The 25006-nt window shown below is 60.2% G+C and carries 29 protein-coding genes, 2 tRNA genes, 1 pseudogene and 1 riboswitch; of the genes and pseudogenes, 8 read left to right on the forward strand and 24 right to left on the reverse strand.

Features of this window, described 5'->3' with window-relative positions:
- Positions 1-32: 32 nt before the first annotated feature.
- The 5 genes and pseudogenes from cutA to V8J82_RS23665 all read right to left on the reverse strand — a co-directional run.
- A complete protein-coding gene (gene cutA, locus V8J82_RS01540) occupies positions 33-368 on the reverse strand; it encodes a divalent-cation tolerance protein CutA (RefSeq protein ID WP_339971411.1) in 336 nt (111 codons plus the stop codon).
- Positions 365-1114, reverse strand: a complete 750-nt coding sequence (locus V8J82_RS01545) for an ABC transporter ATP-binding protein (protein WP_339971413.1) — start codon at positions 1112-1114, stop codon at positions 365-367. The genes cutA and V8J82_RS01545 overlap by 4 nt, the downstream gene beginning before the upstream one ends.
- Positions 1111-1923 (reverse strand): ABC transporter permease, encoded by an 813-nt coding sequence (locus V8J82_RS01550; RefSeq protein ID WP_339971415.1) that lies wholly within the window; start codon positions 1921-1923, stop codon positions 1111-1113. The genes V8J82_RS01545 and V8J82_RS01550 overlap by 4 nt, the downstream gene beginning before the upstream one ends.
- Before the next feature lie 23 nt (positions 1924-1946).
- A complete protein-coding gene (locus tag V8J82_RS01555; protein WP_339971417.1) occupies positions 1947-3011 on the reverse strand; it encodes a putative urea ABC transporter substrate-binding protein in 1065 nt (354 codons plus the stop codon).
- A gap of 84 nt (positions 3012-3095) precedes the next feature.
- A riboswitch (guanidine-I (ykkC/yxkD leader) is annotated at positions 3096-3208 on the reverse strand.
- Between the two features lie 555 nt (positions 3209-3763).
- Positions 3764-3934 (reverse strand): annotated as a pseudogene (locus V8J82_RS23665) (IS5/IS1182 family transposase); the annotation flags it as partial.
- A gap of 518 nt (positions 3935-4452) precedes the next feature.
- Between V8J82_RS23665 and V8J82_RS01565 the strand changes: the two are divergent.
- From V8J82_RS01565 to V8J82_RS01575, 3 genes are all read left to right on the forward strand, one after another.
- Positions 4453-6330, forward strand: a complete 1878-nt coding sequence (locus tag V8J82_RS01565; protein ID WP_339971421.1) for an AsmA family protein — start codon at positions 4453-4455, stop codon at positions 6328-6330.
- A 76-nt stretch (positions 6331-6406) separates the two neighbouring features.
- On the forward strand, positions 6407-7954 hold the full coding sequence (locus V8J82_RS01570; RefSeq protein WP_339971423.1) for a protein O-mannosyl-transferase family: 1548 nt from the start codon (positions 6407-6409) through the stop codon (positions 7952-7954).
- Between the two features lie 141 nt (positions 7955-8095).
- Positions 8096-8239: a hypothetical protein gene (locus V8J82_RS01575; protein WP_339971425.1), complete on the forward strand. Its 144-nt coding sequence runs from the start codon at positions 8096-8098 to the stop codon at positions 8237-8239.
- 294 nt (positions 8240-8533) lie between these two features.
- Here the strand turns inward: V8J82_RS01575 and V8J82_RS01580 are convergent, their stop codons facing one another.
- Complete coding sequence (locus tag V8J82_RS01580) at positions 8534-9460, reverse strand: LysR family transcriptional regulator (RefSeq protein WP_339971427.1); 927 nt, start codon at positions 9458-9460, stop codon at positions 8534-8536.
- Positions 9461-9679: 219 nt separating this feature from the next.
- Here V8J82_RS01580 and V8J82_RS01585 point away from each other — a divergent pair, with 219 nt between their 5' ends.
- Genes V8J82_RS01585 through V8J82_RS01595 form a run of 3 tightly spaced genes read left to right on the forward strand, consistent with a single transcriptional unit; the run spans position 9680 to position 11260 of the window.
- Positions 9680-10225 (forward strand): hypothetical protein, encoded by a 546-nt coding sequence (locus tag V8J82_RS01585; RefSeq protein ID WP_339971429.1) that lies wholly within the window; start codon positions 9680-9682, stop codon positions 10223-10225.
- A gap of 28 nt (positions 10226-10253) precedes the next feature.
- Positions 10254-10652: a hypothetical protein gene (locus V8J82_RS01590; protein WP_339971431.1), complete on the forward strand. Its 399-nt coding sequence runs from the start codon at positions 10254-10256 to the stop codon at positions 10650-10652.
- A 41-nt stretch (positions 10653-10693) separates the two neighbouring features.
- Positions 10694-11260 carry a carboxymuconolactone decarboxylase family protein gene (locus V8J82_RS01595; protein ID WP_339971433.1) on the forward strand — a complete coding sequence of 189 codons (567 nt, stop codon included), beginning with the start codon at positions 10694-10696 and terminating at the stop codon, positions 11258-11260.
- A 258-nt stretch (positions 11261-11518) separates the two neighbouring features.
- On the opposite strand, the gene V8J82_RS01600 is transcribed toward V8J82_RS01595, so the two are convergent.
- From V8J82_RS01600 to V8J82_RS01610, 3 genes are all read right to left on the reverse strand, one after another.
- Positions 11519-12043: a hypothetical protein gene (locus tag V8J82_RS01600; protein WP_339971435.1), complete on the reverse strand. Its 525-nt coding sequence runs from the start codon at positions 12041-12043 to the stop codon at positions 11519-11521.
- A gap of 512 nt (positions 12044-12555) precedes the next feature.
- A tRNA-Phe gene (locus tag V8J82_RS01605) sits at positions 12556-12630 on the reverse strand.
- 101 nt (positions 12631-12731) lie between these two features.
- Complete coding sequence (locus tag V8J82_RS01610; RefSeq protein WP_339974488.1) at positions 12732-12914, reverse strand: DNA gyrase inhibitor YacG; 183 nt, start codon at positions 12912-12914, stop codon at positions 12732-12734.
- Positions 12915-13041: 127 nt separating this feature from the next.
- Here V8J82_RS01610 and V8J82_RS01615 point away from each other — a divergent pair, with 127 nt between their 5' ends.
- The gene (locus V8J82_RS01615; RefSeq protein WP_339971437.1) at positions 13042-14319 is read left to right on the forward strand and encodes a lytic murein transglycosylase; all 1278 of its coding nucleotides are present in this window, start codon (positions 13042-13044) and stop codon (positions 14317-14319) included.
- Here V8J82_RS01615 and V8J82_RS01620 read toward each other — a convergent pair.
- The 14 genes from V8J82_RS01620 to V8J82_RS01685 form a co-directional block, all read right to left on the reverse strand.
- A complete protein-coding gene (locus tag V8J82_RS01620; protein WP_339971439.1) occupies positions 14311-15360 on the reverse strand; it encodes a ribonuclease E/G in 1050 nt (349 codons plus the stop codon). The genes V8J82_RS01615 and V8J82_RS01620 overlap by 9 nt on opposite strands.
- Positions 15357-15929 carry a Maf family protein gene (locus tag V8J82_RS01625; RefSeq protein ID WP_339971441.1) on the reverse strand — a complete coding sequence of 191 codons (573 nt, stop codon included), beginning with the start codon at positions 15927-15929 and terminating at the stop codon, positions 15357-15359. Before V8J82_RS01625 ends, V8J82_RS01620 begins: the two co-directional genes overlap by 4 nt.
- Positions 15930-15942: 13 nt before the next feature.
- Positions 15943-16161: a translation initiation factor IF-1 gene (gene infA, locus V8J82_RS01630; protein ID WP_011455993.1), complete on the reverse strand. Its 219-nt coding sequence runs from the start codon at positions 16159-16161 to the stop codon at positions 15943-15945.
- Positions 16162-16231: 70 nt separating this feature from the next.
- Complete coding sequence (locus V8J82_RS01635) at positions 16232-17131, reverse strand: carbon-nitrogen hydrolase family protein (RefSeq protein ID WP_339971466.1); 900 nt, start codon at positions 17129-17131, stop codon at positions 16232-16234.
- Positions 17128-17706, reverse strand: a complete 579-nt coding sequence (locus tag V8J82_RS01640) for a GNAT family N-acetyltransferase (RefSeq protein ID WP_339971468.1) — start codon at positions 17704-17706, stop codon at positions 17128-17130. Before V8J82_RS01640 ends, V8J82_RS01635 begins: the two co-directional genes overlap by 4 nt.
- On the reverse strand, positions 17703-18104 hold the full coding sequence (locus V8J82_RS01645) for a ketosteroid isomerase-related protein (protein ID WP_339971470.1): 402 nt from the start codon (positions 18102-18104) through the stop codon (positions 17703-17705). The genes V8J82_RS01640 and V8J82_RS01645 overlap by 4 nt, the downstream gene beginning before the upstream one ends.
- Before the next feature lie 73 nt (positions 18105-18177).
- A complete protein-coding gene (locus V8J82_RS01650) occupies positions 18178-18486 on the reverse strand; it encodes a hypothetical protein (RefSeq protein WP_339971472.1) in 309 nt (102 codons plus the stop codon).
- 62 nt (positions 18487-18548) lie between these two features.
- Entirely contained in the window at positions 18549-19019 is a 471-nt protein-coding gene (locus tag V8J82_RS01655) for an arsenate-mycothiol transferase ArsC (RefSeq protein ID WP_339971474.1), read from the reverse strand.
- A 5-nt stretch (positions 19020-19024) separates the two neighbouring features.
- Positions 19025-19495, reverse strand: a complete 471-nt coding sequence (locus tag V8J82_RS01660; protein WP_339974490.1) for a UPF0262 family protein — start codon at positions 19493-19495, stop codon at positions 19025-19027.
- A gap of 2 nt (positions 19496-19497) precedes the next feature.
- Positions 19498-20811 (reverse strand): histidinol dehydrogenase, encoded by a 1314-nt coding sequence (gene hisD, locus V8J82_RS01665; protein ID WP_339971476.1) that lies wholly within the window; start codon positions 20809-20811, stop codon positions 19498-19500.
- 54 nt (positions 20812-20865) lie between these two features.
- Entirely contained in the window at positions 20866-21864 is a 999-nt protein-coding gene (locus tag V8J82_RS01670) for a GNAT family N-acetyltransferase (protein WP_339971477.1), read from the reverse strand.
- Positions 21861-22328 carry a DUF2948 family protein gene (locus V8J82_RS01675; protein WP_339971479.1) on the reverse strand — a complete coding sequence of 156 codons (468 nt, stop codon included), beginning with the start codon at positions 22326-22328 and terminating at the stop codon, positions 21861-21863. The genes V8J82_RS01670 and V8J82_RS01675 overlap by 4 nt, the downstream gene beginning before the upstream one ends.
- Positions 22321-23583 carry a UDP-N-acetylglucosamine 1-carboxyvinyltransferase gene (gene murA, locus V8J82_RS01680; RefSeq protein WP_339971481.1) on the reverse strand — a complete coding sequence of 421 codons (1263 nt, stop codon included), beginning with the start codon at positions 23581-23583 and terminating at the stop codon, positions 22321-22323. The genes V8J82_RS01675 and murA overlap by 8 nt, the downstream gene beginning before the upstream one ends.
- A 13-nt stretch (positions 23584-23596) precedes the next feature.
- Positions 23597-23773, reverse strand: a complete 177-nt coding sequence (locus tag V8J82_RS01685; RefSeq protein ID WP_339971483.1) for a hypothetical protein — start codon at positions 23771-23773, stop codon at positions 23597-23599.
- 87 nt (positions 23774-23860) lie between these two features.
- On the opposite strand from V8J82_RS01685, the gene V8J82_RS01690 reads away from it, so the two are divergent.
- A tRNA-Thr gene (locus V8J82_RS01690) sits at positions 23861-23935 on the forward strand.
- A 244-nt stretch (positions 23936-24179) separates the two neighbouring features.
- Here the strand turns inward: V8J82_RS01690 and V8J82_RS01695 are convergent.
- Positions 24180-24980, reverse strand: a complete 801-nt coding sequence (locus V8J82_RS01695; protein WP_339971485.1) for a formate/nitrite transporter family protein — start codon at positions 24978-24980, stop codon at positions 24180-24182.
- Between the last annotated feature and the right edge of the window lie 26 nt (positions 24981-25006).

The following is a 25006-nucleotide window of genomic DNA, read 5'->3' on the forward strand; positions in this document are numbered from 1 at the left end:
ATGGCAACATGGGTCTCCTCCTTTTGCGTGTCTTAGGCGGGTGGCGTGCTGGGCCCTGAGGCCTCGCTGGCGACCCATTCGGCGAATTCGGGTGTGGATGTGCAGGGATGGATCACCAGCCCTGGCAGGTCGTAGGGATGTCCCTCGAGCAAGACCGAGACGGCCCGGTCCGCCATGGCGGGGCTGGTCTTGGCGGTCAGGCGCCATTCCCGGTCGAATTGCACGGCGCCATCCCACCAAAAGGTGCTTTCGATGGGGCCTGCGACATGCACACAGGCCGCCAGGCGCTGCTCGATCAGGTCGCGCGCCGCATTGCGAGCCAGATCCGCGCTGTCATAGGTGATGGTCACTTCCATAAGTGCGGTCATGGCTGCGTCACGATCTGCTGGAAGGGAATACCGCCGTCACGCGCATCGAAATCGTAGGTGATGGTCGCGCCATAGGCGGCGGGATCATGGATGTCCCATCGGGTCTTGTCGAAGACAATCACACGGTCACCCAGTTTGAAGGCCTCCGCCAGATCATGGGTGACCATGAAGACGGTCATGTCGGTCTCGGCGCGCAGATCCTGCAAGAACCCGTGCATCTGTTCACGCGTGCCCGGATCGAGCGCGCCGAATGGTTCATCGAGCAGCAAGATGCGCGGACGCGCGGCAAGCGCCTGGGCGATGGCAAGCCGCTGCTGCATACCGCCGGACAGCGCCGCGGGATACTGATCCGCGACATGGGCCAAGCCAATCCTGTCGAGCGCTGCATCGGCCCGCGCCAGCGCCGCGCGCTTGGCACCACCAAAGAGCCGCCCAAGAGGTCGCGAGAGGCCCTCGGCTGCGACGATGTTGTCGCGGACGTTCAGATGCGGAAAGACGGAATAGCGCTGAAACACGATCCCGCGGGATTGATCCGGTTCGCCTTTCAAAGGCTGCCCGTCCACTAGGATCTCACCGCGGGTTGGACGCTCCTGATCCAATAAAAGCCGCAGGAAAGTGGATTTACCACAGCCGGACGCGCCGACAATTGAAACGAACTCGCCCTCTTGCGCTATCAGATTGACACGCTCCAGGATCGGTCGGCGGTCATAGCTTTGGAAAATATTCTCGACGGTGACAAAGCTCATCCCCTCGCCTCCGCCCACGGATAAAGCCATCGCGATAGCCGTGCGAGCGCCCAGTCGAACAGAAAAGCCAACACAGTGATCCAAGCGACATAGGTCAGGATTACATCCATGGCGAGGAACCGGCGCACCAGAAAGATGCGGTAGCCCAGGCCGCTATCGGACGCGACCGCCTCCGCCGCGATCAGAAACAGCCATGCGGGACCAAGCGACAGGCGCAGGGCCGCGATCAGCCGCGGCATGATCTGCGGCAGCGCCACCGAGATCACGATCGCCAAGGACGACGCGCCCAATGTCTGCGCCTTGACGATCTGTTCCTGCGGCAATTCCATCGTGCGGGCCGACAGATCACGGATCAGGAAAGGGGTGATGCCGATGGCGATCAGCGCGACCTTGGCAGTATCGCCGACCCCAAGAGTGATGAACAGGATCGGCAGGACGGCCAAGGGCGGGATCATCGAGATAACGGCAACAAAGCTTTTGAATGTGCTTCTGACGACAGGGATCAACCCGATGGCAAGCCCCAGGCATAGGGCGACAAGCGCCGCGATGCAAACGCCCATGAACAGCAATGACAGGCTCGATATCGTGTCGCCCCAGAATAGGATCTCGCCCGAACGGCGGTCCGGCTCCGTCATCAGGCGTATGGCAGTATCGAGCAAGGCAGAGGGCGCGGGCAGGATGCGATCTTGCGGGTTTTCGGCGAGCCGCGCAGCCGAGCCAGCGCCATAGGCCAACGCCACCAGAAGAAACGGCAACGCGGCTAGAAAGGTCCGCGCCGCCACCCCCGGTTGCCGATTGATCCAGCGCATCGCGCCTGCCCCGCCCGTTGCCTTTACAGATCGCCGTCGGCTGCCATCTGCATGTAGCTGGGATCGAAGCGCAGATTGACGTTCTCCGGATCGCCGGTCGTGACACCGCCGGGATACTCAACGCCGACAAAATCCGCGCTTGGCGCCCCCTCGCCCAGAATACCCTGATCGAACAGGAATTCGGCGACGGTCACCATGGTTTCGGGCAACGCCTCGCTTTCGGTGAAAGCCACGGCATCGGCGGGATCCCAGAACATCTGGGTCGAGGCGAGTTGCGCGTCGTAGCCTGCCAGATCGGTGCCAGAGGCTTCGGCCATCGCCGTGCGGGCGGCAACGCCCTCAGCACTGTCGGATGACATAAGCGCCATCAGCTCATACCAGGCGCCCACTAACGCGCGAGCGAAATCCGGGTTGGCCTCCAGTGTCTCGGTGTTCACGACCATCATGTCGATAATTTCGCCGGGAATATCGGCAGAGGTGAACAGCGCATTGGCGTTCGGATCTTCGAGAATTGTTGACACGAGCGGGTTCCAGGTGACGACCGCCTGAACGTCTTCGGTTTGGAAGGCGGCGATCATATCGGCGTCGGATGTGTTTATGACCCCGTCCAAGTCTCGCTCGGCCAAACCTACAGAGTCCAAGGCGCGCGCCAGAAGATAATGGGATACCGACAATTCCACGAGGTTCACGGGTATCCCCGCGAGGTCTTCCAACCCGCCCTCGCCTTTCAGGATCACCGCGTCGTTGCCATTGGAAAAGTCACCGACGATCAAAGCTGTCGTATCAACGCCCGACCCCGCAGGGATCGAAAGCGTGTCCATATTCGTGGCACTTACACCGTCAAACTCGCCAGCGGTATAAAGGTTGATCGATTCCACGTAATCGTTGATCTGTACGATCTCGACATCAATGCCGTAGCGCTCGGCCCAGCGATCCATGATGCCACTTTCTTCAAGATAGCCCCAGGGCATCCAACCCACATAAATCGACCAGGCGACGCGAAACTCGGTGCGTTCCTGCGCCGAAGCGAGGCTGGGGGTGAAAGCCAAAGCCATGGCCGTCGTGGCGGCGAGCAATAATTTGGTCATCTATGGTTCCTCCGAACGTGGTTTATCTGTACGTTCGGCCAGGAAATAAGATGATCGGGGAGCGGCCGAACTGGTCGCGCAGTAATCTCCCGGGATTTTGGCCCGCCGTGTACCAAACGGAATTTGCCGTCCGGCTCGCATTTCTCGGACCAGCCCTGATCAATGAGAAATCAGGCGGAACCCTAAATGCGCTGCGCAGGGTTGAGCGTGGGAAACAGAGTGCAATACGGTCAATTGTTCTGAAAAAAGAGCGGACGGAATACTCCCAGCGCTCAAGAAAGCGGCGACTATCGGCGGCAATGCCCGCAAATATAGCAGCATTCAGTGCTGCCTCTGGCTATCAATCCAGTTCGCTCGACGCCTCAGGGACGCTTGGTCGCCGAAGGTGATAAACACATGGCAGCCGTACTAGTCGCTACGGTCGATCTTGTTTCTAGTTACGGCCAAGCACTCCGCATTGAGGATTTGGTGGCACAGCGTCCCGTTGAGCAGGGTCCCGTTGAATCGCTTGTTGTATCTGCGCTCCCGAGGGCGATCCCGGATCGGCTTTGTCTCGACGCGTCGCAGCCAGCCGTGCGTCAGCTCCGGTGCAAACAGGCACTGCCAGTAACTGCCGTGTGTACTCATCCAGACCGTCAATGTTTTGCAGCTGCTGAGCATTGCTGAGTTTATCGTGAACGACGTCCCTTCTCCGCAGATTGCTTTGCAATCGCCGGTCGAACAATACGTGTCCCAAAGGTGGGACAAATGGATTGGGCCTATGCACGACGCCGTCCATTGGCTCGCAGAATCGAAATGGGAGGTGAACTTCGGCTGTACCTTGCTGGCGGCACCAAAGGCTGCCTCAGCCAAAGTGTCGCGATGTTCATGAACCGCCCTGGCCGCGTCTGCGGGATCTATGCGCTCTGCGCCCAGTCGTCCCTATCTGCCCATGATATGGGTCAGCTCGGGCGTGATCCATTTGCCGATGAGCCGTCGAAATCCGACGCCATCGCTGTCGGCCCATATGTGATGGGGATCCGATCCGAGTGACGGCTCTGACACGAGACGCATCTCAGTTCGGCATGTCGCTGGTCTTGTCGGCTAGCCCTGGATGACACGGTCTGGGCGGATGGAGCGCACTCGAAAGCAAGCGGGAATATGCCATCTCGAAGCCGATTTCGGCAGAGCCAAGCCGATTGGGAGCCGAATTCGGGGCGTTTGGGCGTGCCGAATTGCCTAAGGAGCCAGCGTCTCACATTGTCCGCGACGACGCGGTCGAAGGTGTAACGACCGGTGGCGAAACCCTGTCAGCCTGTCTGACCAGGCGGCTTTAGAGCACGCGACGAAGCGATCGAGCGGGCTCAGATCCGGGCCATCTGCTGCCGATATGTCGCGACCATCTTAGGCCGTAGAGGACGTGGCCAGGCCCATGTGCAAGGTCGCCAGAGAAAGGAGCCGCATGACATATCGCCTAACCAGCCTTCTAAGAGGAGCGGTTCTGGGTCTTACGGCGTCAGGCCTTGTCGCCGTGTTGGTCCTGCTGCTTCTACCGCCCTTGATCCCGGGCGATCCGGTACGGGTGCGGATCAACGAGCAGGTGCACAGTTGGACCGGAGGCGCGTTGGAGTTGGGGCCGGAGACACAGATCGCGGCGCAGCCCTTCCTGCGCGCGGAGATCGCCGAGCCGACATTCGTGCCGCCGGCGGCAGGAGAAGAGCGCGACTGGCGTGTTTCGGCCGACGCAATCAATGCGCGGTTGCGGTTCATGCCCCTCCTTCTCGGTCGCGTCGAAATTGTGGATTTGAGGCTACTGCGGCCCGACATCACATTGCTCGACAGCGCATCGCCCCTTGGATTGCCTGGCATCTCGGGGGTCGATGTCCCACCTGCGGCGATGATGCAACCGACGCCGCCGGGGGATATCGTCTTGATTGACGGCGTCGTCCGGCTGGGGAATGTCGATGCAGGGGACGATGATCTGTTGTCGGATATCGACCTACGCTTGTCCCGCCCCTCCCCCTCTGAAGGGATGGTAGTGAACGCGGCGTTCGTCGTGGACGACCGCCGGGTGCATGTCGACCTCGAAATGGAAACCCCGCTCGCGCTGTCATCGACGGACGGCACGCCGGGCCGCCTGTCGGTCCGCCTGGGTCCGCACCTCGCATCGAGCGGCGGCGACTTAGCAAGCCAGGAGGATACCCAGCTTCTCGACGACCTAGGCGATCGTCTTCATGCGGCGGTGATCGCCCTGGGTCTCCCGGCATTCGACGCAATCGTCGTCGATGGTCAATTCTCGCTTCACCCGCACGCTGTGGCGATCAACGATGCAACGGTCACGGTTGGTGATCTGACTTTGGACGGCCAAATCAGCCTCAGTTCCAGTTCCACGGCGCCCCTTGCGGCACAGATCCAAACGCTTGCCGAAGGGGCCCATACCGCCATCTGGGCAGCCGCGCGCGAGATCCGCGACGGAAACTGGCCAGAGGCGCCGGTTTCGCTTAGCTGGCTCGACGGCTTGGATATCGATCTCTCGCTGTCCGGCGAGGCGATTGAGATCGCTGCCGTGACGGTCGACCGGGCCAGTCTTTCGTTCACGGTCAACGATGGCGCGGCACGGTTGGACCTGGCGGGTCGCAGCGAAGAATTTGGCAATCTGGAATCCGCGATCATTGCTCAAGTCGGACCGACCGATATGGCCCCAGAACCGCAATTTGCGTTTCACGGGGACATGGACGACGTTTCGGTCGGGCCGCTGGCTCAAATCATTTCCGACGCGACGTCTCCGCCCCTGATCGGCACGCGGCAATTGCCGAGGGGCACATTGTCGGCTGAGACCCGCTTCACCGCGTCTGGTGACAGCCTCGGCCAGATCGTCGATGCGATCATTGGTTCGGTCAGCGTTACGCTTGAGGACGGCAGCCTCACGGGGGGTGACGTGGTTACGACACTGCAATCTCTGCGGGATGGCCGCGAATTCATGACCGAAGAATACGGCCCGCTGATCCCTGCCGCGGGGCGGACACCGTTCGACCGGATCGAGACCCGCGTCGACCTTGCGGACGGAGCCGCGCGGATCCTCGAGAGTACGATCGCCGGCGACCTGTTTGAGATCGGCATGGCGGGCATCTTGGTCTTGCAAGACGGCGCAATGAACGTCGAAGGCAATGCGAGGCTTCTTGCCGAAGCGACCTCGGTCGAAGTGGAGGTCGACTTGCCATTCGGGGTGGGCGGCACGCTGCGCGAACCGGTCGTAGCTGCTGGCGTGCCCCGGCTTGAGAACGAACGCCCCCGAGAGGAGGCGGAAATTCCCACACGCTTCCGGCCAGCGGGTGACTGATGATGCCGAGCGTGTATGGGGGCGAACCGGGCGACGCGTGTGCGCGCGGTTCACGTGATCAGCGATGACGCACATAATGTCCAACGCCGCCTTTTTCCGCGTCGGGAGTGACGCCCGCAGCCCGTCGATAGCCGTCGGGATCCTCTTGTTCTGGATGGTCTATTACGGCTGGTGCCTGTTTCCGGGCATCGGCGGAATGCTGAATGCGGGCGATAGCGCGAAGTTCCAGACGCTCGGCCATACATCGATCCTGGTCCATGGGCCAGGTTATCCGTTCATCCTCATGCTCGGCAGCTTGGTTCGGTCTTTGGCACTGCCGGTCGAACCCTGGTGGGCGATGACGTTCGCGATGGCCGCGGTTCCCGGCGCCATCGCCAATGCACTGGCCTTTCTCATCACCAGACGTCTGACGGGGAGCGTAGTGTTCGGCCTGGCCTCCGCGACGCTCCTGGGCAGTGCTGGCCTTATGGCAGTGCAATCGACCGAAGCAGAGGTCTATCCGCTGGCACTGGCCTTCGTCTTTGGAATAGTCTTCTTGATGCTGCGCTTTATCGAGACGAAGCGCAGCGGATACTTCGTGGCCGCCTGCGGGCTTTATGCGCTGTCCTTCGGCAACCATCTGATGATGGTGATGCTGGCCCCGGTTGGCCTGTGGGTCATGGTGGCCCATGCGCAGATCCTATTGCGCCCGCGCATCTTGGGGGCAATCGCGCTTCTGTTATGTCTGGGTGCGACGCAGTATCTCTACCTTTTCTGGGTCACACATCAGCCCACGACCGCCTATTCGGAATACATGCCGCTTCCGCCGACGGCGGGGGAGGTGGTGAACTATATCGCCGGCACCTATTTCGGTGATCTCTACGGCGCGGGTCTGGCGTCCACGCAGACGATGGAGGTGCTGATTGGCACTTTCAGCTATGCCCATCCGGGGGTTTCCATTCCGGTCATGGCTGTGGGCCTCTCGCTGTTCGTGGCCGGTTGGCGCCAAAGGGGTCGGGATTGGGCTTGGTACGGGGTCGCGCTCGTCCTGGGGACAGGGCTCGCGTTCACACCCTTCATGCTCTGGTACGGAGCCTACGACATCCGGGCGTTTCACCTCCCGGTGCTCGGCCCGCTCCTTGTGGGGACGATCTCCGCCATCGGCTGGTGGGCGGCAAAGCGGCCGCATCCACGCCTCTGGGTCAGCGGGGCGCTTCTGATCTTCGGCCTGGTCCGGACAGTCCAGATGGCGGGCGATCTCACAGAACGCACGGCCCCCTTCGCAGACCTGGTTCCGGTCCTGGAAACCGTGATACCCCAATCCCCCGTGGAGGATCCGCTGGTTTCAATGACCTATTTTATGCGGATGGCGACGCTCTATCACGAGTTGCAGGGGGAGACACCGATGCCAGCCACCTATCGCGTTGCTTGGCGCATCCACGACGAGGTCGAGCGCCGCGAACAGGTGGGCGGCATCGTCATTCCCACGGACGGTGAGCAAGCGTTGCGCTGGATCGAACATCAGCGCCCAGACCTGCATTGCGAAGTGGTCGACATCGAGCAGCCCGAACGCGCCTCATGGCCCGCCTACGGCTTTCTATGTTCACCGCCCGAGACCACGTCACCCATCACCCAATCGGAGTAACCCGTCGATCTTGGTGGTCGAACCGTTACCTTAAGAACTTCGGTCCCGACGTCTCAGAAATCTTTAAGCCGAGCTAGGGTTATCCCTGACACGATCTGGCCTTGCGTCTATCGATCTGCATCAGTAACTCAGTAGATCGAAATGGCCGATATCGTCACACTGAAAGCGCCGTGCGAAGAAATGAAACTCGACCCAAGCGAAGCTCGCGAACGCCTGCGCGCTGCCGCCGATGATGCCAAGGCAAACCCCGAATTGGCCAAGGCCCGGAAACCGCGTTCACCATGACAATGTCCCCGGAGTAAAGGTCCGCTTCTGCGGTTGTTCAAGGATGCCCCCGCGCTCGCAGCGAATGTCGGCTCTCCGCCCGACCAGCAGGAGCGTCATTTCTGCTTCGGGCTGGCAGCGGCCATCCGCCGCGGGACACAAACGACACCTACGGGCCGTCTTGCAATGGTCAACTTTAGGTTTGTTTATTCTTGCTGCTAACGCTCCAAGAATGGCATGAAGTCGAACGGCGCTCAGTCTGCAACTGCAAAACGTTGCAGTCGCAAACCTGTCGCGAGTATGGGACGCCGTCTGTCACAGACCATTTTTGGTTTCGTCGGATCGTCTCCGCTGCTCGCGAAAACGCTCGAGAAAGAACTCGGTAAATCTCCGCGTGGCTGCAGAACGGTAGGCTGTCGGCGGGAAAACGGCGGAAATTGTCCCGGACGGCAACGCAAACTCAGGGAGCAATTCAACAAGGTCCCCATTGCGAAGTGCGTCGATAACTATGAAATCAGGCATGTTGGCGATGCCACCACCGGCCTTGACGACTGACAACACAGCCTGCGTCGTATCTCCAGTAACAGATGGTTGAAACGTCATGTCTCGGTTCCGGCCAAGCTTGTCAGTGAAGGTCAGTTTGGAGGGCGTCTTCAACGCCCTGTTCTCGATGAAAGGAAGGCGCGTAAGATCGTCGAGCGTTTGCGGCATCCCGAACGTCTCGACGATGGATGGCGCTGCAACCACAACCTGAGAGAACCAGGTCAGTCTCCGCGCTCTATTGGATGAGTCCTCCAGCCAGCCGACCCGAAACGCGATGTCAAACCGTGCTTCCACGGGATCGAACCGCGTATCGCTCAGCGTCAGATCAATCTTGAGAGCGGGATAGAGTAAGCTGAACTCCGCAACTGCTGGCGCAACATAGTCGACGCCAAACTCAAGCGGGGCCGTGACACGGAGCTCGCCCGAAGGCTCATCTCGGCCTTTCCGCACCAGATGAAAAGCGTCCTTTGCTTGCGCAACTGCGGCACGCGCGGCCTCGTAGAAACCCTCGCCGGTCTCGGTCAAATTGAAATGCCGGGAGTTTCTGAGAACAAGCGTCGCGCCCAGGTCATCCTCCAAGAGTTGGAGCTGTTTGCTGACGACCGCCTTGGAAACCCGCAGACGCGCTGCCGCGGCTGTGATCGTGCCTTCCTCTGCAATGGCCACAAAGTAAGTAAGCCTGTTCAGGTTATCTGACATATCCGCTGTCTCTCGTTCGAAAGCACCTTAACGCGGATCATGCTGAATGTCAGTTTTTAGCTGACTCATCTTACAGATAGTTTGCCTTTAGGTGACATCGCCAAGCGCCTAACTTCATTCCAACAGTTCAGACCAACCGAGAAAAAGACCAACGCGATGTCCTGCCGATTCACCTACATTTACGATACCTATTGCGGTTGGTGTCGCGGCGCCCATCCCGTGATCGCCACCCTGATCGAAAGCGGGGCCGAGGTGGAGATGCTCCATATACACCTCTTTCAAGGCGCAAACGCCCACCGTATGGCCGATGGTTTTGGAATGGTGGCGCTCGCCCATGACACGCGGGTTGCCGGGCTGTCCGGGCAGGGTTTTGATCAACGCTATGTCAACCAGGTGCTCGGGTCGTCAACGGAAGTTCTGGACTCGACGTTCACGGCCTGGGCCGCCGCCCTCGTGCACGACCAGGGTGCTCGCACAGAAATAGCCCTTGCGCACGACCTGCAAAACCAACGCTACATCGATGGCATATCTGCGCAAAACCGCGCGGCCGTTGAAGCGGCGATAGCAAGGCTTGGGGTGACCGCCGCCCTCGAAGACGGTGCGCAAGACGCCATGCAAACCGCGGCACAGGCCAGACAAACGCTCGCAAGTCTAAACCTTGGCGGTGTCCCCCAACTGATCCTCGAAGAGAACGGGCACGGCCATGTCCTTTCGATCTCCGATTTCTACAAATCCCCCTCCGCTGTGACCGCTTTGGCCAGCTGACCCTCGCGCCCGTTCCGGAGAAAGCTCCATGAAAAAAATCTCAGACCTCTACGCCTCGTTTCGTCGCCTGACTGTGCCAACCCAAATCTGGATGATGCTTGTTCTCGCGCCAGCCAATTTCCTGGCGCTTGCACTCGTGGATGGCCCGCTTGGACTGATTGTGCCGCTGCTTTCCATGCTCGGCTTCATCCCCAATCTCGGCATCGCCTGGGTGCAGAACGGGTTTTCCGCAGCGATGGCCTTGCCGCATCTCCTCTTCTGGGCGCCCCAGGTTGCGATCCTCGGCAACCATCTCCTCCAGACCCCCGCCAATGCGAGCTTCACTTACATCGCCTACGCTATCGTCTTTGTCGTCAACACGATCTCCCTTCTGTTCGACATTCGCGAGACCATGAAATGGTTCGGCGGTCAGAAACGCGTCGCCTGAACCAATCTTTCCCCAACCACTTAACAAATGGAGAACCCTCAATGACTCGACTGACACAACACACCGTTGAGACGGCACCAGAAGCTTCAAAAGACATGCTGGCTCAGACCGAAAAAGCCTTCGGTTTTGTGCCGGGCTTATATCAAGTGATGGCGGGTGCGCCCCAGTTGCTCCTAACATACGGTGCCATTCATCAGGCCTTTCAAAAAACCAGTTTCAACGCAAAAGAGCAGACCGTTGTCTGGCAGACGATCAATGTGGAGCATGAATGCACCTACTGCGTGCCAGCCCACACCGCGCTTGCAGGCATGATGAACGTCGATCCGGCTCTCAATGAGGCGCTGCGCAACGAGGCACCATTGAATGGCACCAAGTTGGAAGCCTTGCGCACGTTCACGCTTCTGGTGGTGCGCAACCGCGGCCATGTCACACAAGCTGACTTGGACACATTCTATGCCGTTGGATATGGCGAACAGCAGGTCCTCGAAGTTATCCTCGGCGTGGCGCAAAAGGTGCTGAGCAACTACACCAACCACATCGCCCAAACACCCGTCGATCCTGCGTTCACACAATTTACGTGGACGCGCAGCAGCTCAGAAGCTGCGTAAACAAGTGTTGCGGCGAGCGGGATATAAATCTACATCCGCCGCAACGCATATTGAACTCTGCCGAATAGCGCCCGACGAGCCTAATGCCATGCCTTGCGTTCTAACGCCATGCAAGGAAGCCATCCGTCACTCGGCGGCTACTTTGTCCCATAAGCCGTGGATCCAAACTTAGCCTGGTTTTGTTCTCGCAGCGAGTGGCAGCAATGCGGGCTGCGAATGCAGCATGCAGACGGGGTGCCAAATGTCGGGAATGGGCCGTCAGTGTATCCAACCAAGATAGTTCTCGCCAAATCGCTTCATCGCTGCGTTGGAGATTTGTTCGTTCACACTTTCGTCGATGAACAGGCCCCAAGGGTGAACGTCAACGTTAGCCAGATCGAAGTCATCCTTCGGATTTTGTTTGTTCTTGGCTAAGAACGCGTAGAGAATACCGGCCCACATCTCAAAGCCGAGCTCGATCTCCATGCCATCATAGACGCTGTCTCCCGGCGTATTAACGACGATCTTCTTGGTAACATGGCCAAGAGTTTCCAGCAGCATCGTGCTGCATGTATGTGCAACGATATCAGCTAACTGAATGCCCAAATGCACTTGCGAATCCTGCTCAAAATGGAACTTGCATAGCTCAAAGTCGGCGACGCCATGTACCGACCGTGCCGCAGCTCTTGATGATTGAAACAGCCCTTGATCGAAGAAATTTGTGCGATTGCCCTTCAAGTAAGGGATGTGAGAGAGCGGCGCTGAGTAATTCAAGAGCAGCAGGTCCCAGCCGTTTGTCACCATCTACAACGCAGACGGCAGTTTTGCAGTGCCTTCCGATGAAGGCTTTCAAAGAACTTCGCAGGGCCTGTAGTGCCGGTCACCCTTCATCTTAGTCGATGACTTGTACTCAAAATTTTCGAGGATCGTAGCCAAGTCTTCGAAAAGTGGAACGGACGTGCTCCGATGGATCGGTGTTGCAAATTACAAACGCCGCTAGGGAAAATCCAAAACGATGGTGTTTGCTATCATCTAGGTAAAGATATGCCATCCGAACCAAGTATGTGCTGATGAAGCACGAATAAAGTACTCTGCCGTAGAGTGCGATTTCAGCGCAATCGCACAGAGGCTAATGCAACCTTGTCATTTTGCACTGCGGCAAGCCTTGATCGCAATGGCGGGCAGTCGCAAGCCGACACTAACTTAGTAGCGCGAGAAACGGCATAAAATGCTACCCATATGATACCCAACGCCGAGTCTTAGTGAGCTCGCTATCTGACAAAATCTCCCATACATCTGATTTTAAATGATTATAATGGTGCCCGGGGGCGGAATCGAACCACCGACACGAGGATTTTCAATCCACTGCTCTACCCCTGAGCTACCCGGGCACGGGATCGGAGCATCAGCGTGCCCCTAGGGTGGCCGCGTTCTAGGGTGTTCGTCGGGTGCTGTCCATACCGATCGTACGGATTTTTTAGCGCGCTTGGCGCTAGTGCAGCTTGGGGGCCTGCTGCGCGGTCTCTTCGGCGGCGCGCTCGATATCTTCAGGGTCGCTTGACGGGACCGCATAGGACCCGTTCAACCACCGTGCCAGGTCCACATCCGCGCAGCGTCGGGAACAAAACGGGCGATATTTCTGATCGGCAACCTTCGTACAGATCGGACAGGACATCGATTGCACCTCCGCAAAACTCGGCGCCAACATGCGCCAGCGCTTGCGCATCTGCAACCGGGCCTTGCGCCAATACCCTTTGCGCGGCTACGCCTTGCACAGCACAGGCATTCGGAAGAGGCTCAACATGATTAGCCAGATCTCACGGCGCGGCCTTTTGGCGGGTACCGCTGCACTGGGTCTCAGTGGATGCGTGACAGGTGGGGCCTTCAATACCCTTGGGACAACGAGCATCGGCACGCCCGGCGATGGCGGCCCGTCCACCAATCCGGCCTTTCGGCCGCAGCCAAACGCCGATTACGACGCGTGGCTGGCCGCGTTTCGTGGACGCGCCCGGGCACAGGGGATCAGCGAAGACACTCTCAGCCGCGGATTGGACGGCGCGGGCTATCTCCCCGGCGTCATCGAACGCGACCGCAACCAAACCGAATTCCGCCGTTCAACCGAAGATTACCTCGCACTTGTCGCCTCTGAGGAAGATGCCGCCCTGGGACGCCGGCGCTTTGCCGCACAACGCAATGTTCTCGCCGATGTTGAGGCCGCCTATGGCGTTCCCGCCGAGATCTGCTGCGCGGTCTGGGGGGTGGAGAGTGCCTATGGCACGCGACTGGGCGACATACCGGTTATCTCGGCAGTATCCACCTTGGCATGGGAAGGCCGACGAGGCCGCTTTTTCGAGGCGCAACTGATCTCGGCCCTGCGGATCGTGCAGAATGGTGACACGACGCCCGACCGCATGTTGGGGTCCTGGGCAGGCGCGATGGGGCACACACAGTTGATCCCAACCACCTACGAGGAATACGCCGTCGATTTTCGCGGTGACGGACGGCGCGACATCTGGACGAACGACCCGACCGATGCCTTTGCGTTGACCGCAAGCTATTTCAAACGCTTCGGTTGGCGGACCGGCGCGCCTTGGGGATTGGAGGTGGCGTTGCCCGCCGGGTTCAATACCGCAAGCGGGCGGGACAATCGGCGCAGCGTTACCGCCTGGCGTGATCTGGGGGTCCGCCCCGCCGCCGGAGGGTCCTTACCCGACCATGGCAGCGCAGCGATCCATGCGCCGGGTGGCCCGGGCGCGCCAGCATGGATCCTCTATCACAATTTCAATGTCATCCTGCGCTACAACGCCTCGACCAATTACGGCATCGGCGTCGGCTATCTATCAGACCAGATCGCGGGCCGTGGCGGATTGCGCCAAAGCTTCGGGGCGGACAGCACGGGTCTGACCCAAGCTGAGCGGCGCGAGTTGCAAGGCCTGCTGAACCGCGCAGGATTTGACGCTGGCACCCCGGACGGGGTCATCGGGTCTGGTACTGAAGCCGCCATTGAGGCCTATGAGGCCGCAAACGGCCTTCCCGTGACCGGAGCCGCCACGCCAGCACTGTTGAGACGGCTACGCTGACGGCCAAATCCGCGCCAAGGGATGACGGTCACGCTTGCGGGTCAGTTCCAACATGCCCAGCGGCGTCCAACCGGCCACGACAACATCGCTGCCATCCTGACGGAACGCCTTTTTCACCGCATCTTCGACCTTGCGCCGTTCTTTCTTGGGCATCGGCGCCATATCGAGCGTGATCTGCCCGCCCAATCCTTTGATCCGCAGGATCCGTGGCAGATCTCTGACGAGCGCTAAATTGGCCTTCAAACCGGCTGCGAAAGAGTGATCGGCGCCAGTATTCACGTCAATCGCCACTAAGGCGCGAGTCGTCTCGACATAGGCATGGCCGCCGCCTGCCAGCGGCTGACGTGCCGCCAAAACCGCTTCCACCGCATCCAGAACCCCGTGATCGGCAAAACAGCCATCCTGCTGGATCACCTCATCTGGGTCGGGCTCCGACCAATCGCGCCACGCCAAGGCATGCGCATCCTCGGCATCCAACAGCCATTCCGGCGGGCCGTCGCGTTGTTCGACCACCATCGTAGCGGTTTTGCACATGGCGTAGATGTCGTCATAGATCGCATCCGCATCGACCCCGGCCGCCGCCGACCGCAGGATCAGCCCGTATTCGTCCGAGTTTGCGCGGCTGTCTGCGGCGATTTCCAACAAGCGGTCCCGTTCTTCGTCGTCTCGGATCGCACGGCTGACATTTAGGCCCGGCGCAAACGGCGTCACGATGGCGTAGCGGGATTTGAAGATCAGGTTTTCGCTGACTGGAATAGCCTTTCCCGGTTCCGCCACACCCGAGACCTGTACCCATAGTGCGTCACCGGGCTGCATGTCCTTCGCCCGGCGCAGGTAGCCTTCGCGGCCATCGCCCAGATTCAGGATCGCCCCGCCCTGCCCGCCAAACCGACGTGAAACCACGCCCCATGCAATGGCACCCACACCCGGCGCCATCCCGTCCGGTGCATCGATCAAAACGTCCTGCAAGGCCCCGTCGACCATCAAGGCCGCCGCCGCACGACCCTCCAGATGATCAAGGAGAACAACCCGGCCTTTCATCGGCCCCAGACGGGTACACCCGCCCCCTGTAAAAGCTGTGCCGTTTCCGCCAATGGCAGGCCGACAATCGCGGAATGACTGCCGGAGATCCACGGGATAAACGCCCCGGCGGGCCCTTGGATCGAATAGCCGCCCGCCTTGCCACGCCAATCGCCGGTGGCAATATAGCCGTCGATTTCCAATGCGCTTAGCTGTTTCATCCGCACCCGACTTTCCACCAGCCGTACAGAAACCTTGTCGCCAACCCGCACCGCCACGCCGGTATAGACGCGATGCCGTCGCCCACTGAGCAGCGTCAGGAAATCGCGCACCTCGGCCTCATCGGCCGGCTTGCCCAAGATCCGTCGCCCTGCCGCGACACTGGTATCTGCGGCCAATACGACATCTCCGGGCGCGGCTTTGACGGCCACAACCTTTTCCCGTGCCATACGTTCCACATAGGGCCGCGGCAATTCCCCTTTCACGGGGTCTTCATCGATGTCGGGGGGGCGGGTATCGTCTGGCGTCAAGCCAAGCACCGCCAAAAGCTCCAGCCGCCTTGGGCTGCCAGAGCCGAGGATCAATGCCATTGCGACAGACCCGTTACTTGAATCGATAGTTGATGCGGCCCTTCGTCAGATCGTAGGGCGTCATCTCAACTTGCACCTTGTCGCCAGCCAGAACCCGGATGCGGTTTTTCCGCATCTTACCCGCCGTATGCGCGATGATCTCATGGCCGTTTTCGAGCTCGACCCGGAATGTCGCGTTTGGCAGGAGTTCCTTCACGACACCAGGAAATTCGAGCATCTCTTCCTTGGCCATGGTCACTCCAATTGTTGCGCCCCGAGGATCGGAGCAGATGCGGGGTAAATGCGCGCAAAGGCTAAAGGTTTCAAGGCAAATCGCCGTTATGGTCACTTTGGATGGCGCGGTTGTGGCTCTCGGACCAATGGGCTTGGTTCAAAACCGACCCCTCGAGGCGCACCTGGGCGATGTCCGACAGGTCGATATCGGCCAGGATCCAGCCCGGTTCATTCAGGTCGCCTGCGGCGATGACCCCCGTCTCGGGAAAGCCCAGATCAGGCGGGCCGTAGATGGCGGCGGCGCCGACATTTTCATCGACGGCAGGCGACCAAGGCGCCTCGCCCACGGTCGGAGATTGAACGACAACGCATTGCCCTTCCAGCGCGCGGGCCATGGCGCCGATACGCACACGGGAATAGCCCGCCAATCCATCCGTGCAGGACGGCACCAGCAGGATCTCAGCGCCTTGTTCGATCAACGCCCTGCCCAGCAGCGGAAATTCCGCATCATAGCAGATTAGAACGCCAATCTTGCCCAACGGTGTCTCGATCACCTGCAGCGGGTCACCAGGCACCACATCCCAGATCTCGCGCTCAAACCGCGTCATGACCTGCTTGTCCTGATACGCAACAAACGGCGCCTCGGCATCGGGGCCGACCAGCCAGGCGCGGTTGACGGGTCGCGCGCGGCCCTCTTCGAAAACGGGTCCGCTTGCGCACAGGATGTGCACGCCATAGCCCTGCGCCAAATCGGCCATCAGGTGATTGGCCTGTTCGTCCAGATCCGCAGCGGCGTGCAGGCTCGCTTCCAGATCTCCAGCAGTTTGCACCCCAGCAAGGCCTACCAACTCCATCTTGCCGTATTCCGGAAAAACCAGCAGATCGGCCCCTGCACCAGCGGCCTCCCGCACCCAAGCGATCTGTTTTTCGGCATAGGCAGTCCAATTCGGCAGCAGGTCGAGCGGATAGGCGGCTGTGGCAATCCTCATAACGCACGCATCCAAAATTGTAGGGATTTGACCGTTTCCGCCGGCCTATCGACGTCTTTCCAACTGAATTCAGCTGTCAGACCCGGGATGGGCGCGTAGCCGCGTTTACGCCAGAAGGGGTCGAGCGGTTGATAATCCGTCGGGCGTAATGGGTGATCTTCGGGGCGCTCGACCGAACAGAAAGCGGATTTGGACAGGCCCAAAGCGCGGCCGTGGGCCTCTCGCTGGTCAAAGAATGCATGCCCAATCCCCCGACCACGATAGTTCGGCAAAAGAACGCTTTCGGCGCAATAGAACACATCGCTGACATCCGTGGCGTCCTTGATCTGTGCGGCATCGTGATGGTCGGCCAAAGGCATACCGGTGGCCGCGCCGACAACCCGGTTGCCATCCCGCGCCGCAACAAGAATGGCGCTCGGGTTATCCCGATAAGATCGCATATAACGCTGCTCGTAGTCTTCGTTCCCGTCATAGAGATAGGGAAAGGCGCGAAAGACCGTGATCCGCAATCGCGCCAGATCCGGTAAGGCCGCATCCAGCGCCGCACCGGAAAGCGGCTCGACCAGCAGGCTCATCGGCTGACCTGAGCGACCCAATCGGCCAGGTTGTAATAGGTGACGATGCGGGTGATCTGTCCGTCCGCGACGCTGAAAAACCCACCGGCAGGCAGGCAATAGCTTTGCCCATGGGCCTCGGGCAGACCTTCATCCGTCTCTAGATAAGCACCGTGCACAATGAACTCCGCCGCGGCGCGGCTCCCGTCGCCCGTGGTCATGACAACGATATCAGTCAGCGTTTCGTCATAGCAGCGGTCCATATGGGCACAGAAGGCGCGAAACGCATCGTGACCGGTCCGGATCGCCCCTTCATTGACGTGGTGAGCTATGTCCGGGGCGAGACATGCAATCATGCCTTCGGTGTCGGGGGCGTTGAACGCGGCGTAGTAACGAGTGATGAGAGCGTGAGTGTCCATGGCACTTGGGATACAGGTCGGCGGCGGCAGAGGGAAGACACGTGATATCGGTCAAACCGCCAAAAGCGGTCCGTCAGAAGGGTATCTTGACCGGGTTAGCCTTCAGCCAAAGCCGGCCTTCCCGTCCCGCGATCGTCAACCGCGCCCTATCCATGGATGGGGCGCCCAACGTCCGCAAAAGCACCAAGACGCTGCCGAGAACGAAGGCGACAAACATGACAGAGAAGACCAGCATCCAGGCGGCATATCCCGCGCGCATGCGAAACGCTTCGGCAGACAAAACCAGGGCGACCAGCGTGTAAAACGCCACGGAGGTCTGAGTTTCGGAGAGCGCGACAGCGCGACGGCTTTCATTTGCCGTTGGATGCAGAATGGGAAGCAAGGCCAGCTTCACCGCGGCCTTGACGCACGTCCGCCGGGTGCCAGTCTGACAACGTCAGGTCCCTATGCCGCCTCGCCGAACCGTTCCTTCATCCGCGCGATGATCTGATCACGCGCCTGACGGTAGCTGGAAAGCTTCGCCTCGCGGGTTTCGCCCAGGCCGGTTGGGTCGAGGATGGGCCAATATTCCACATCGATATGGTAGTGTCGTGTCATATCCAGCGCACGGCGCTGGCTTGCGGGCGACAATGCGACGATCAGGTCAAATCCTGACAGATCGTCGCCCCATTCCTGCATCTCATCGAAAGACCTTACGCGGTGACGCTCCAACTCCACACCAAGTTCGGCGCAGACCGCAACCGCAAAACCATCAATCTCAAGCTCGTGCTTCACGCCGGCCGATTGCACATAGGCGCGGTGGCCGTAGAACTTCTTCATCAGCCCTTCGGCCATCGGCGAGCGGGTGGAATTGTGGTCGCAGCAAAACAGGACCGATTGCGGAAAGGTCACCGGGGAGGGGTGTGTGGCGGGCACCGGCCTCAGCCCCCGAAATGCAGAACACAGATCAGGGTAAAGAGCCGCCGCGCGGTATCGGTATCAACCTCCGCCTTGCCCTCCAACCGTTCTTGCAGCAACCGCGCGCCTTCGTTGTGGATCCCCCTGCGGGCCATGTCGATGGCTTCAATCTGGCTTGGCGGCAGCGTTTTGACGGCGCTGAAATAGCTTTCGCAGATCTGCCAATAATCCTTAACCGTCTGGCGAAACGGGCTAAGCGACAGATGAAACTCCGCAGCCTTGGCACCGTCTTCCGTGTCGATGTCAAACACCAAACGCTTGTCACGGATGCCGAGCGTCAGACGATAAGGCCCGTCGGGCGCCCCGCGATCCGCGGGCAAGACAAAGGTGTTTTCCTCAAGCAGATCGAAGATTGCGACCTTGCGTTCCTGTTCGATCTCGGCCGTGGGCGCGGGCATCCCGACCGTGTCGATCTCGATATGGCAAATATGCATCGTCACTCACCAGGCCCCTTGTTCAATCGCTCAAGCCGCGCAGTGACCGACCGTCCATGGGCGCCTAGCCCTTCGGAGGCCGCCAGCCGCTCTGCCGATGGTCCGATCGCCTTCAGCGATTCAGGCGTCATCCGCGTGACCGTTGTGCGTTTCATAAAGTCCAATACATTCAACCCACTGGAGAACCGCGCCGAGCGCGCCGTGGGCAGCACGTGGTTCGGCCCAGCGATGTAATCGCCGATTGCCTCCGGTGTCCACTGACCCAAAAAGACGGCTCCGGCATGTTTGATCCGCGCCAACAGCGTTTCCGGCGCGGCGGTGCAAATCTCAAGATGCTCGGGCGCGATCCGGTCGCACAGGGCCACCGCCTCGGTCATATTGGCGACGGTGACAATCGCGCCATTGTCCCGCCAAGAGGCACCCGCAATCTCGGCCCGCGGCAGGCTTTCAAGCTGTTCCGTCACCGCGTGCGCGACTTTCGCGGCCAGATCGGCACTGTCGGTGATCAGAATCGATTGCGCGCTGGCATCGTGTTCGGCCTGGCTGAGCAGATCTGTGGCGATCCAGTCGGGATCGTTGTCGCGATCCGCAATTATCAGGATTTCTGACGGCCCGGCGATCATATCGATGCCCACTTTGCCAAAGACACGGCGTTTCGCTGCGGCCACATAGGCATTGCCCGGCCCGGTGATCTTGTCCACGGGCGCAATGGTTTCGGTGCCGTAAGCCATGGCCGCAACCGCTTGTGCCCCGCCGATCCGATAGACCCGGTCCACGCCGGACAATTGGGCGGCCAGCAAGACCAGCGGGTTCACGACACCGTCGGGTGTGGGCACGCAAATTGTCAGGTCTTTCACACCGGCGACCTGGGCCGGGATCGCATTCATCAAAACGCTGGACGGATAGCTGGCCAGGCCGCCAGGCACATAGAGCCCAGCCGCAGAGATCGCGCCCCATCGCCAACCGAGCGAGGCGCCGGTTCCATCGATCCACCGTTCGTCCTTGGGCAATTGACGGCTGTGATAGGCACGGATGCGCTTGGCGGCCATCTGCAAGGCGGCTTTGTCCTCACGGCTGACCTTCGCAACCTCGGTCGCGATCTCATCTTGCGAAAAGGCCAGGGTCTCGGGCGTAAGCTCGACATGATCGAACGTCTCGGTCAGGTCGATCACCGCCTCGTCGCCGCGCGCGCGCACATCTGCGATGATCTCAGCCACGACATCATCGACCTCAGGCGCGTCTTCGCGTTTCATCGCCAGGAGTGCGGTGAATTGAGCCTCAAAATCCGCGTCTGTTGTGTTCAGAAACTTTGGCATAGGCCCTCCGTCAATCTTGCGCCAAATACCGCGCAGGATCGCGCGCCTCAAGCGTCATAACGGGCGCACCATGTAGAGTTGGTTATGAATATGGCCATCATGATTCAACGCACCGGGGATAGTCCCTGTCACCTCAAAGCCCAATCTCTGATAAGCCGCGCGCGCCGGTGCGTTCTCGCTGCCCACATCCAGTTCCAGTTGGGCCATCCCCGCCGCGCGCGCCTCGTCTATGATCTTGGCCATGATAGCCGCAAAATGGCCCTGCCCGCGCGCCTCGGGCCGCGTATAGGCGCCGACGATGTGACCCCGATGGGCCTGTACGGCACCCGGCATTCGATGCCAGCCCGCAGCGGACACAACGCGCCCGTCGTGCACCACGGCCCAGAAATTCACCCGCCGCAACCCGTCGGCAATGTCGTCAGGCGCCTTCTGCTTCCATTCGCGCAATGTGCTGCCAAAGCTTTTCGGCGCCGTGGTCAGCGCCTCTGACCGTATTTCGTGGTAGAGCCGCCAATCCAAGGGGCCAAGGCGCCGCAATCCGTCGCCGCCGGGGAGAGGCAATGGATCGGTCAAATCACGCAGCATGAACACATCGCTCTGAGGGGTGCCATCCATCAACACCGCAGCGGGCAGGTCGCCCGTTTTGCGAAATCCACGTCCAGTATAGAACGCCCGCGCCCGTGTGTTGCCGCTGGCCACCCAAAGCTCCAATTGTGTGACGCCGTTATCGGCGGCGCGCTGTTCGACCGCGTCCATCAAGGCAAAAGCCGTACCGCGGCCTTGATGGCTGGGCGTCACATAGAACGGACCGATATGGGCGCGATGCGTAGTCATGCTCCAGAAATGTGTGTCCATTCCGATGAAGCCGACAAGACGCTCGCCATCGAAACAGCCCTGCATCGTGCCACGTGACAAAAACCGCTCGACGGCGTCAATCGGCGCCTTTGCGGCCTCCGCTTCGGTCAACAGAAAGGCTTCGGGGAACAACGCGATGCCTTCCAGCCGCAACGCCGCAAACGTCTTCGCATCCTCCTCGGTCAGAGTTCGGATCATAGCCTGTGTTCAGGTGCTTTGCCCGACACCGCCGCGTAGGGTTGCGTGACATCACGCAGGGTCAGTTCCAACGCCTCAACATCCACCGCAATGGCCCCGTCCCCGGCCAGCACAAATGTCAGACAGCCCATCCCATCATCGGCGGGTGCCCATTCCACCGCCAAGAGCGACAAAACGGTATCGGCATCGGACCGGTCGATCCCCTGACTAGCAACCTTCAACGCATCCTCGATCGCCAACACCGATTGCACACGTTCCGGGCTGCGGCCCGCCTGGTGCTGTTCCCAGCGATAGCGGTTCAACAGCAGCGCGAACCGACGCTTGGACCGATCCCAGCGCATCTCAGTGATCGGAAAGATGGCATCCTGAACCAATGCAGAGATTACCGGCACATCGGCGGCTTCCAATGCGCGCAGCGCAACCGGCGCGCCGCCAGCATCCTCGAACCGTGCGTCCTCACCCATCGCTCAACCGCTCCACTTGGGCACCGACGCCGCGTAGTTTGCGAACCAATTGTTCATAGCCGCGATCCAGGTGATAGACACGGTTCACCACGGTCTCACCTTCCGCGGCGAGCCCCGCCAGGATCAACGAGACCGAAGCGCGCAAATCCGTCGCCATCACCGGCGCCCCGCGCAGCGTCTCAACGCCGGTCACACGGGCCGTGTTGCCATGCACTTCGATGTTTGCGCCCATGCGGATCAGTTCGGGGGCGTGCATGAAGCGGTTCTCGAAGATCGTTTCTTCCAGCGTGCTGGTGCCCTCGGCAAGGCACATCATGGCCATGAATTGCGCCTGATGATCCGTGGCAAAGCCCGGAAACGGTGCGGTCGTCACATCGGTTGCGCGCAGTCGCCCGCCGGGGTGGCGCACCTTAAGGCCTACGTCAGTTTCCGTGATCTCAAGCCCCGCCTCTTCCATCTTGACGCAAAGCGCCTCGACCAAGTGGCGTTCGCCGCCGATGCATTCAACCTCACCGCCCGCGATACCCGGGGCGACCATATAGGTGCCAAGCTCGATCCGATCGGTGATGACCCGATGGGTGGCGCCGCGCAAGCGATCGACGCCGCGCACGACGATCTGGTCCGTCCCCGCGCCTTCGATATCAGCACCCATATCGATCAGGCACTCGGCCAGCGCCTTGGTATCAGGTTCCCGCGCCGCGTTCTTGATCACGGTCGTGCCCTTGGCGCGGACCGCGGCACACATGATGTTTTCAGTGGCGCCGACCGATGGGAAGGGAAATTCGACCTCGGTCCCTTTCAAATCACCCGAGGCATGGACATAGCCGTCTTTGAGTTCAACGGTCGCGCCCATCTTCTCGAGCCCAGCGATGTGGAAGTCGACCGCGCGCGCGCCGATGGCACAGCCGCCTGGCAGAGATACGATTGCCTCGCCTGTCCGTCCGATCAGCGGGCCGAGAACGTTGAACGAGGCCCGCAATTTCCGCACGATGTCATAATGCGCCAGGTGCGAAGTCAGAGTGGTGGCTGACAAGGCCAGCGTCTGCCCGCCACTGAGCCGCCCAATCTCGACCCCTAGGCTTTCCAGCAAATCGCTGAGTGTCGCCACGTCCGACAGACGCGGCACATTGGTCAATGTCAGCGGTTCATCGCTGAGAAGCGCGGCGCACATTAGCTTGAGGCAGGTGTTCTTGGCGCCTGCAATCGGGATTTGCCCGCTCAACGGGCCATTGCCCGTGACTACGATCCTGTCCATCTGCTCTGCCCTTCTACGGCGCTTTCGCCGGTTTATCTTGGTTGGCCTCAGACACGTCTGCTTCGGCGGCGCGGGCGCGCGCTTGGGCCTTGCGCTTGGCCAAATTGGCCTTCAACGCCGTTTTCAAGCGATCCTCACGGGGATTGGAGGATCGCTCGTCCGACCCTGTCTGAGATGATTTGCGCGCCATGAAACAGCGTTTACCCCGCTGGGCAATTGCCGTCCAGATTGCGCTTGCAAGGGCGCGCCCAAGCGTCTAAATCGCGCTCACCCCGGCGCTGCTGTAGCTCAGAGGTAGAGCACTCCCTTGGTAAGGGAGAGGTCGAGAGTTCAATTCTCTCCAGCAGCACCATTTCTCACTACCAAACTACTGCGCGTCGTAAGGCTCCGGTATGAGATATCTCGGCTGATCTGGCCCCTTCTTAGTGTCGTCGTGTGCAGCAATCGCGGTTGGCTGACGATGAATTGTTGTCCAGTGTTTTGGCGCCTCAAGAAACTGGTGTCAGGCGATCCAGAAGCGCGCATTGGCAGATGTGCACGCATCCAGGCTCTCAATTTCAGTGGCCTATTCCGCCGCATTGCAGCTCGTGCGTCAGTCAACTCCCCGGCTCGACCTCCGCCTTAACCTGCCCCCAGGCAAGAAGCGCGAAGACGAGCGTGCCGCCGACCACATTCCCCGCCAACACCGGCAGGAAAAATTGAGACAGCGCCGGGCCCGCGCCCAATTCGCCTTGCAGCGCGAGGAACCACATCTCGACCGATCCGGCGATGATATGCGTGAAATCACCTGCCGCGATCAGCCAGGTAAACAGAACGATCAGCAACACCTCGCTGCCATTTTGGCCCGGCATCATCCAAACGATCGAGGCCACCAGCACACCCGCGGGGATGGCGCGAAAAAACGCTTCACCCGCGGGAAATCCCGTTGCGTGGCGCGACAAGTCACCGATCACAGCCAGCAGATCGGGGCCAAAGGCGCCACTAAAGGCCATGAAAGCGGCCGCTCCCGCCGCACCAATGATGTTGGCGACAAGCACGACACTCCACAATCGGATCACGCGATTAAGACACGCGACCGAGCGCCTAGCGACCAGGGGCAAAATCGTTGTGATCGTGTTCTCGGTGAACAATTGCATCCGACCAAGAATGACGAGCAGAAAGCCGAAACTATACCCCAGGTTCTCGACAATATAGCGCCAATCGGTCTCCGGCAGGTTGGCGCGCAAAACTGCCTCACCCAGTACCGAGAATGAAATCAACAGACCTGCCGCGACGCCGGACCAAACCAGGGAGTTCAGCGGGCGCTCCAATTCCTCTTCTCCGTCACGGCGTATAATTTCGTAGACCATTTTGGAATTGAGGCGTGTCGCCTCGCGAATGGCTTGTTCTTCTTGCACGCCCGGCTCCTTCTGAATTTTGGCCA

This window comes from Gymnodinialimonas mytili (assembly GCF_037544085.1).
Taxonomy (GTDB): Bacteria; Pseudomonadota; Alphaproteobacteria; order Rhodobacterales; family Rhodobacteraceae; genus Gymnodinialimonas; species Gymnodinialimonas mytili.

Excerpts from the sequence above, each read along its gene's own strand:
- V8J82_RS01610 (WP_339974488.1), bottom strand. The coding sequence starts at position 12,914 with ATGTCCTGTCCGATCTGTACGAAGGTTGCCGATCAGAAATATCGCCCG.
- murA (WP_339971481.1), bottom strand. The coding sequence starts at position 23,583 with ATGGACAGGATCGTAGTCACGGGCAATGGCCCGTTGAGCGGGCAAATC.
- V8J82_RS01555 (WP_339971417.1), bottom strand. The coding sequence starts at position 3,011 with ATGACCAAATTATTGCTCGCCGCCACGACGGCCATGGCTTTGGCTTTC.
- V8J82_RS01685 (WP_339971483.1), bottom strand. The coding sequence starts at position 23,773 with ATGGCGCGCAAATCATCTCAGACAGGGTCGGACGAGCGATCCTCCAAT.
- V8J82_RS01595 (WP_339971433.1), top strand. The coding sequence starts at position 10,694 with ATGACTCGACTGACACAACACACCGTTGAGACGGCACCAGAAGCTTCA.
- V8J82_RS01640 (WP_339971468.1), bottom strand. The coding sequence starts at position 17,706 with ATGAGCCTGCTGGTCGAGCCGCTTTCCGGTGCGGCGCTGGATGCGGCC.
- V8J82_RS01660 (WP_339974490.1), bottom strand. The coding sequence starts at position 19,495 with ATGCATATTTGCCATATCGAGATCGACACGGTCGGGATGCCCGCGCCC.
- V8J82_RS01580 (WP_339971427.1), bottom strand. The coding sequence starts at position 9,460 with ATGTCAGATAACCTGAACAGGCTTACTTACTTTGTGGCCATTGCAGAG.
- infA (WP_011455993.1), bottom strand. The coding sequence starts at position 16,161 with ATGGCCAAGGAAGAGATGCTCGAATTTCCTGGTGTCGTGAAGGAACTC.
- V8J82_RS01590 (WP_339971431.1), top strand. The coding sequence starts at position 10,254 with ATGAAAAAAATCTCAGACCTCTACGCCTCGTTTCGTCGCCTGACTGTG.
- V8J82_RS01545 (WP_339971413.1), bottom strand. The coding sequence starts at position 1,114 with ATGAGCTTTGTCACCGTCGAGAATATTTTCCAAAGCTATGACCGCCGA.
- V8J82_RS01575 (WP_339971425.1), top strand. The coding sequence starts at position 8,096 with ATGGCCGATATCGTCACACTGAAAGCGCCGTGCGAAGAAATGAAACTC.
- V8J82_RS01675 (WP_339971479.1), bottom strand. The coding sequence starts at position 22,328 with ATGGGTGAGGACGCACGGTTCGAGGATGCTGGCGGCGCGCCGGTTGCG.
- hisD (WP_339971476.1), bottom strand. The coding sequence starts at position 20,811 with ATGCCAAAGTTTCTGAACACAACAGACGCGGATTTTGAGGCTCAATTC.
- V8J82_RS01550 (WP_339971415.1), bottom strand. The coding sequence starts at position 1,923 with ATGCGCTGGATCAATCGGCAACCGGGGGTGGCGGCGCGGACCTTTCTA.
- V8J82_RS01615 (WP_339971437.1), top strand. The coding sequence starts at position 13,042 with ATGATTAGCCAGATCTCACGGCGCGGCCTTTTGGCGGGTACCGCTGCA.
- V8J82_RS01645 (WP_339971470.1), bottom strand. The coding sequence starts at position 18,104 with ATGGACACTCACGCTCTCATCACTCGTTACTACGCCGCGTTCAACGCC.
- V8J82_RS01600 (WP_339971435.1), bottom strand. The coding sequence starts at position 12,043 with ATGGTGACAAACGGCTGGGACCTGCTGCTCTTGAATTACTCAGCGCCG.
- V8J82_RS01620 (WP_339971439.1), bottom strand. The coding sequence starts at position 15,360 with ATGAAAGGCCGGGTTGTTCTCCTTGATCATCTGGAGGGTCGTGCGGCG.
- V8J82_RS01570 (WP_339971423.1), top strand. The coding sequence starts at position 6,407 with ATGTCCAACGCCGCCTTTTTCCGCGTCGGGAGTGACGCCCGCAGCCCG.
- cutA (WP_339971411.1), bottom strand. The coding sequence starts at position 368 with ATGACCGCACTTATGGAAGTGACCATCACCTATGACAGCGCGGATCTG.
- V8J82_RS01635 (WP_339971466.1), bottom strand. The coding sequence starts at position 17,131 with ATGAGGATTGCCACAGCCGCCTATCCGCTCGACCTGCTGCCGAATTGG.
- V8J82_RS01670 (WP_339971477.1), bottom strand. The coding sequence starts at position 21,864 with ATGATCCGAACTCTGACCGAGGAGGATGCGAAGACGTTTGCGGCGTTG.
- V8J82_RS01625 (WP_339971441.1), bottom strand. The coding sequence starts at position 15,929 with ATGGCATTGATCCTCGGCTCTGGCAGCCCAAGGCGGCTGGAGCTTTTG.
- V8J82_RS01565 (WP_339971421.1), top strand. The coding sequence starts at position 4,453 with ATGACATATCGCCTAACCAGCCTTCTAAGAGGAGCGGTTCTGGGTCTT.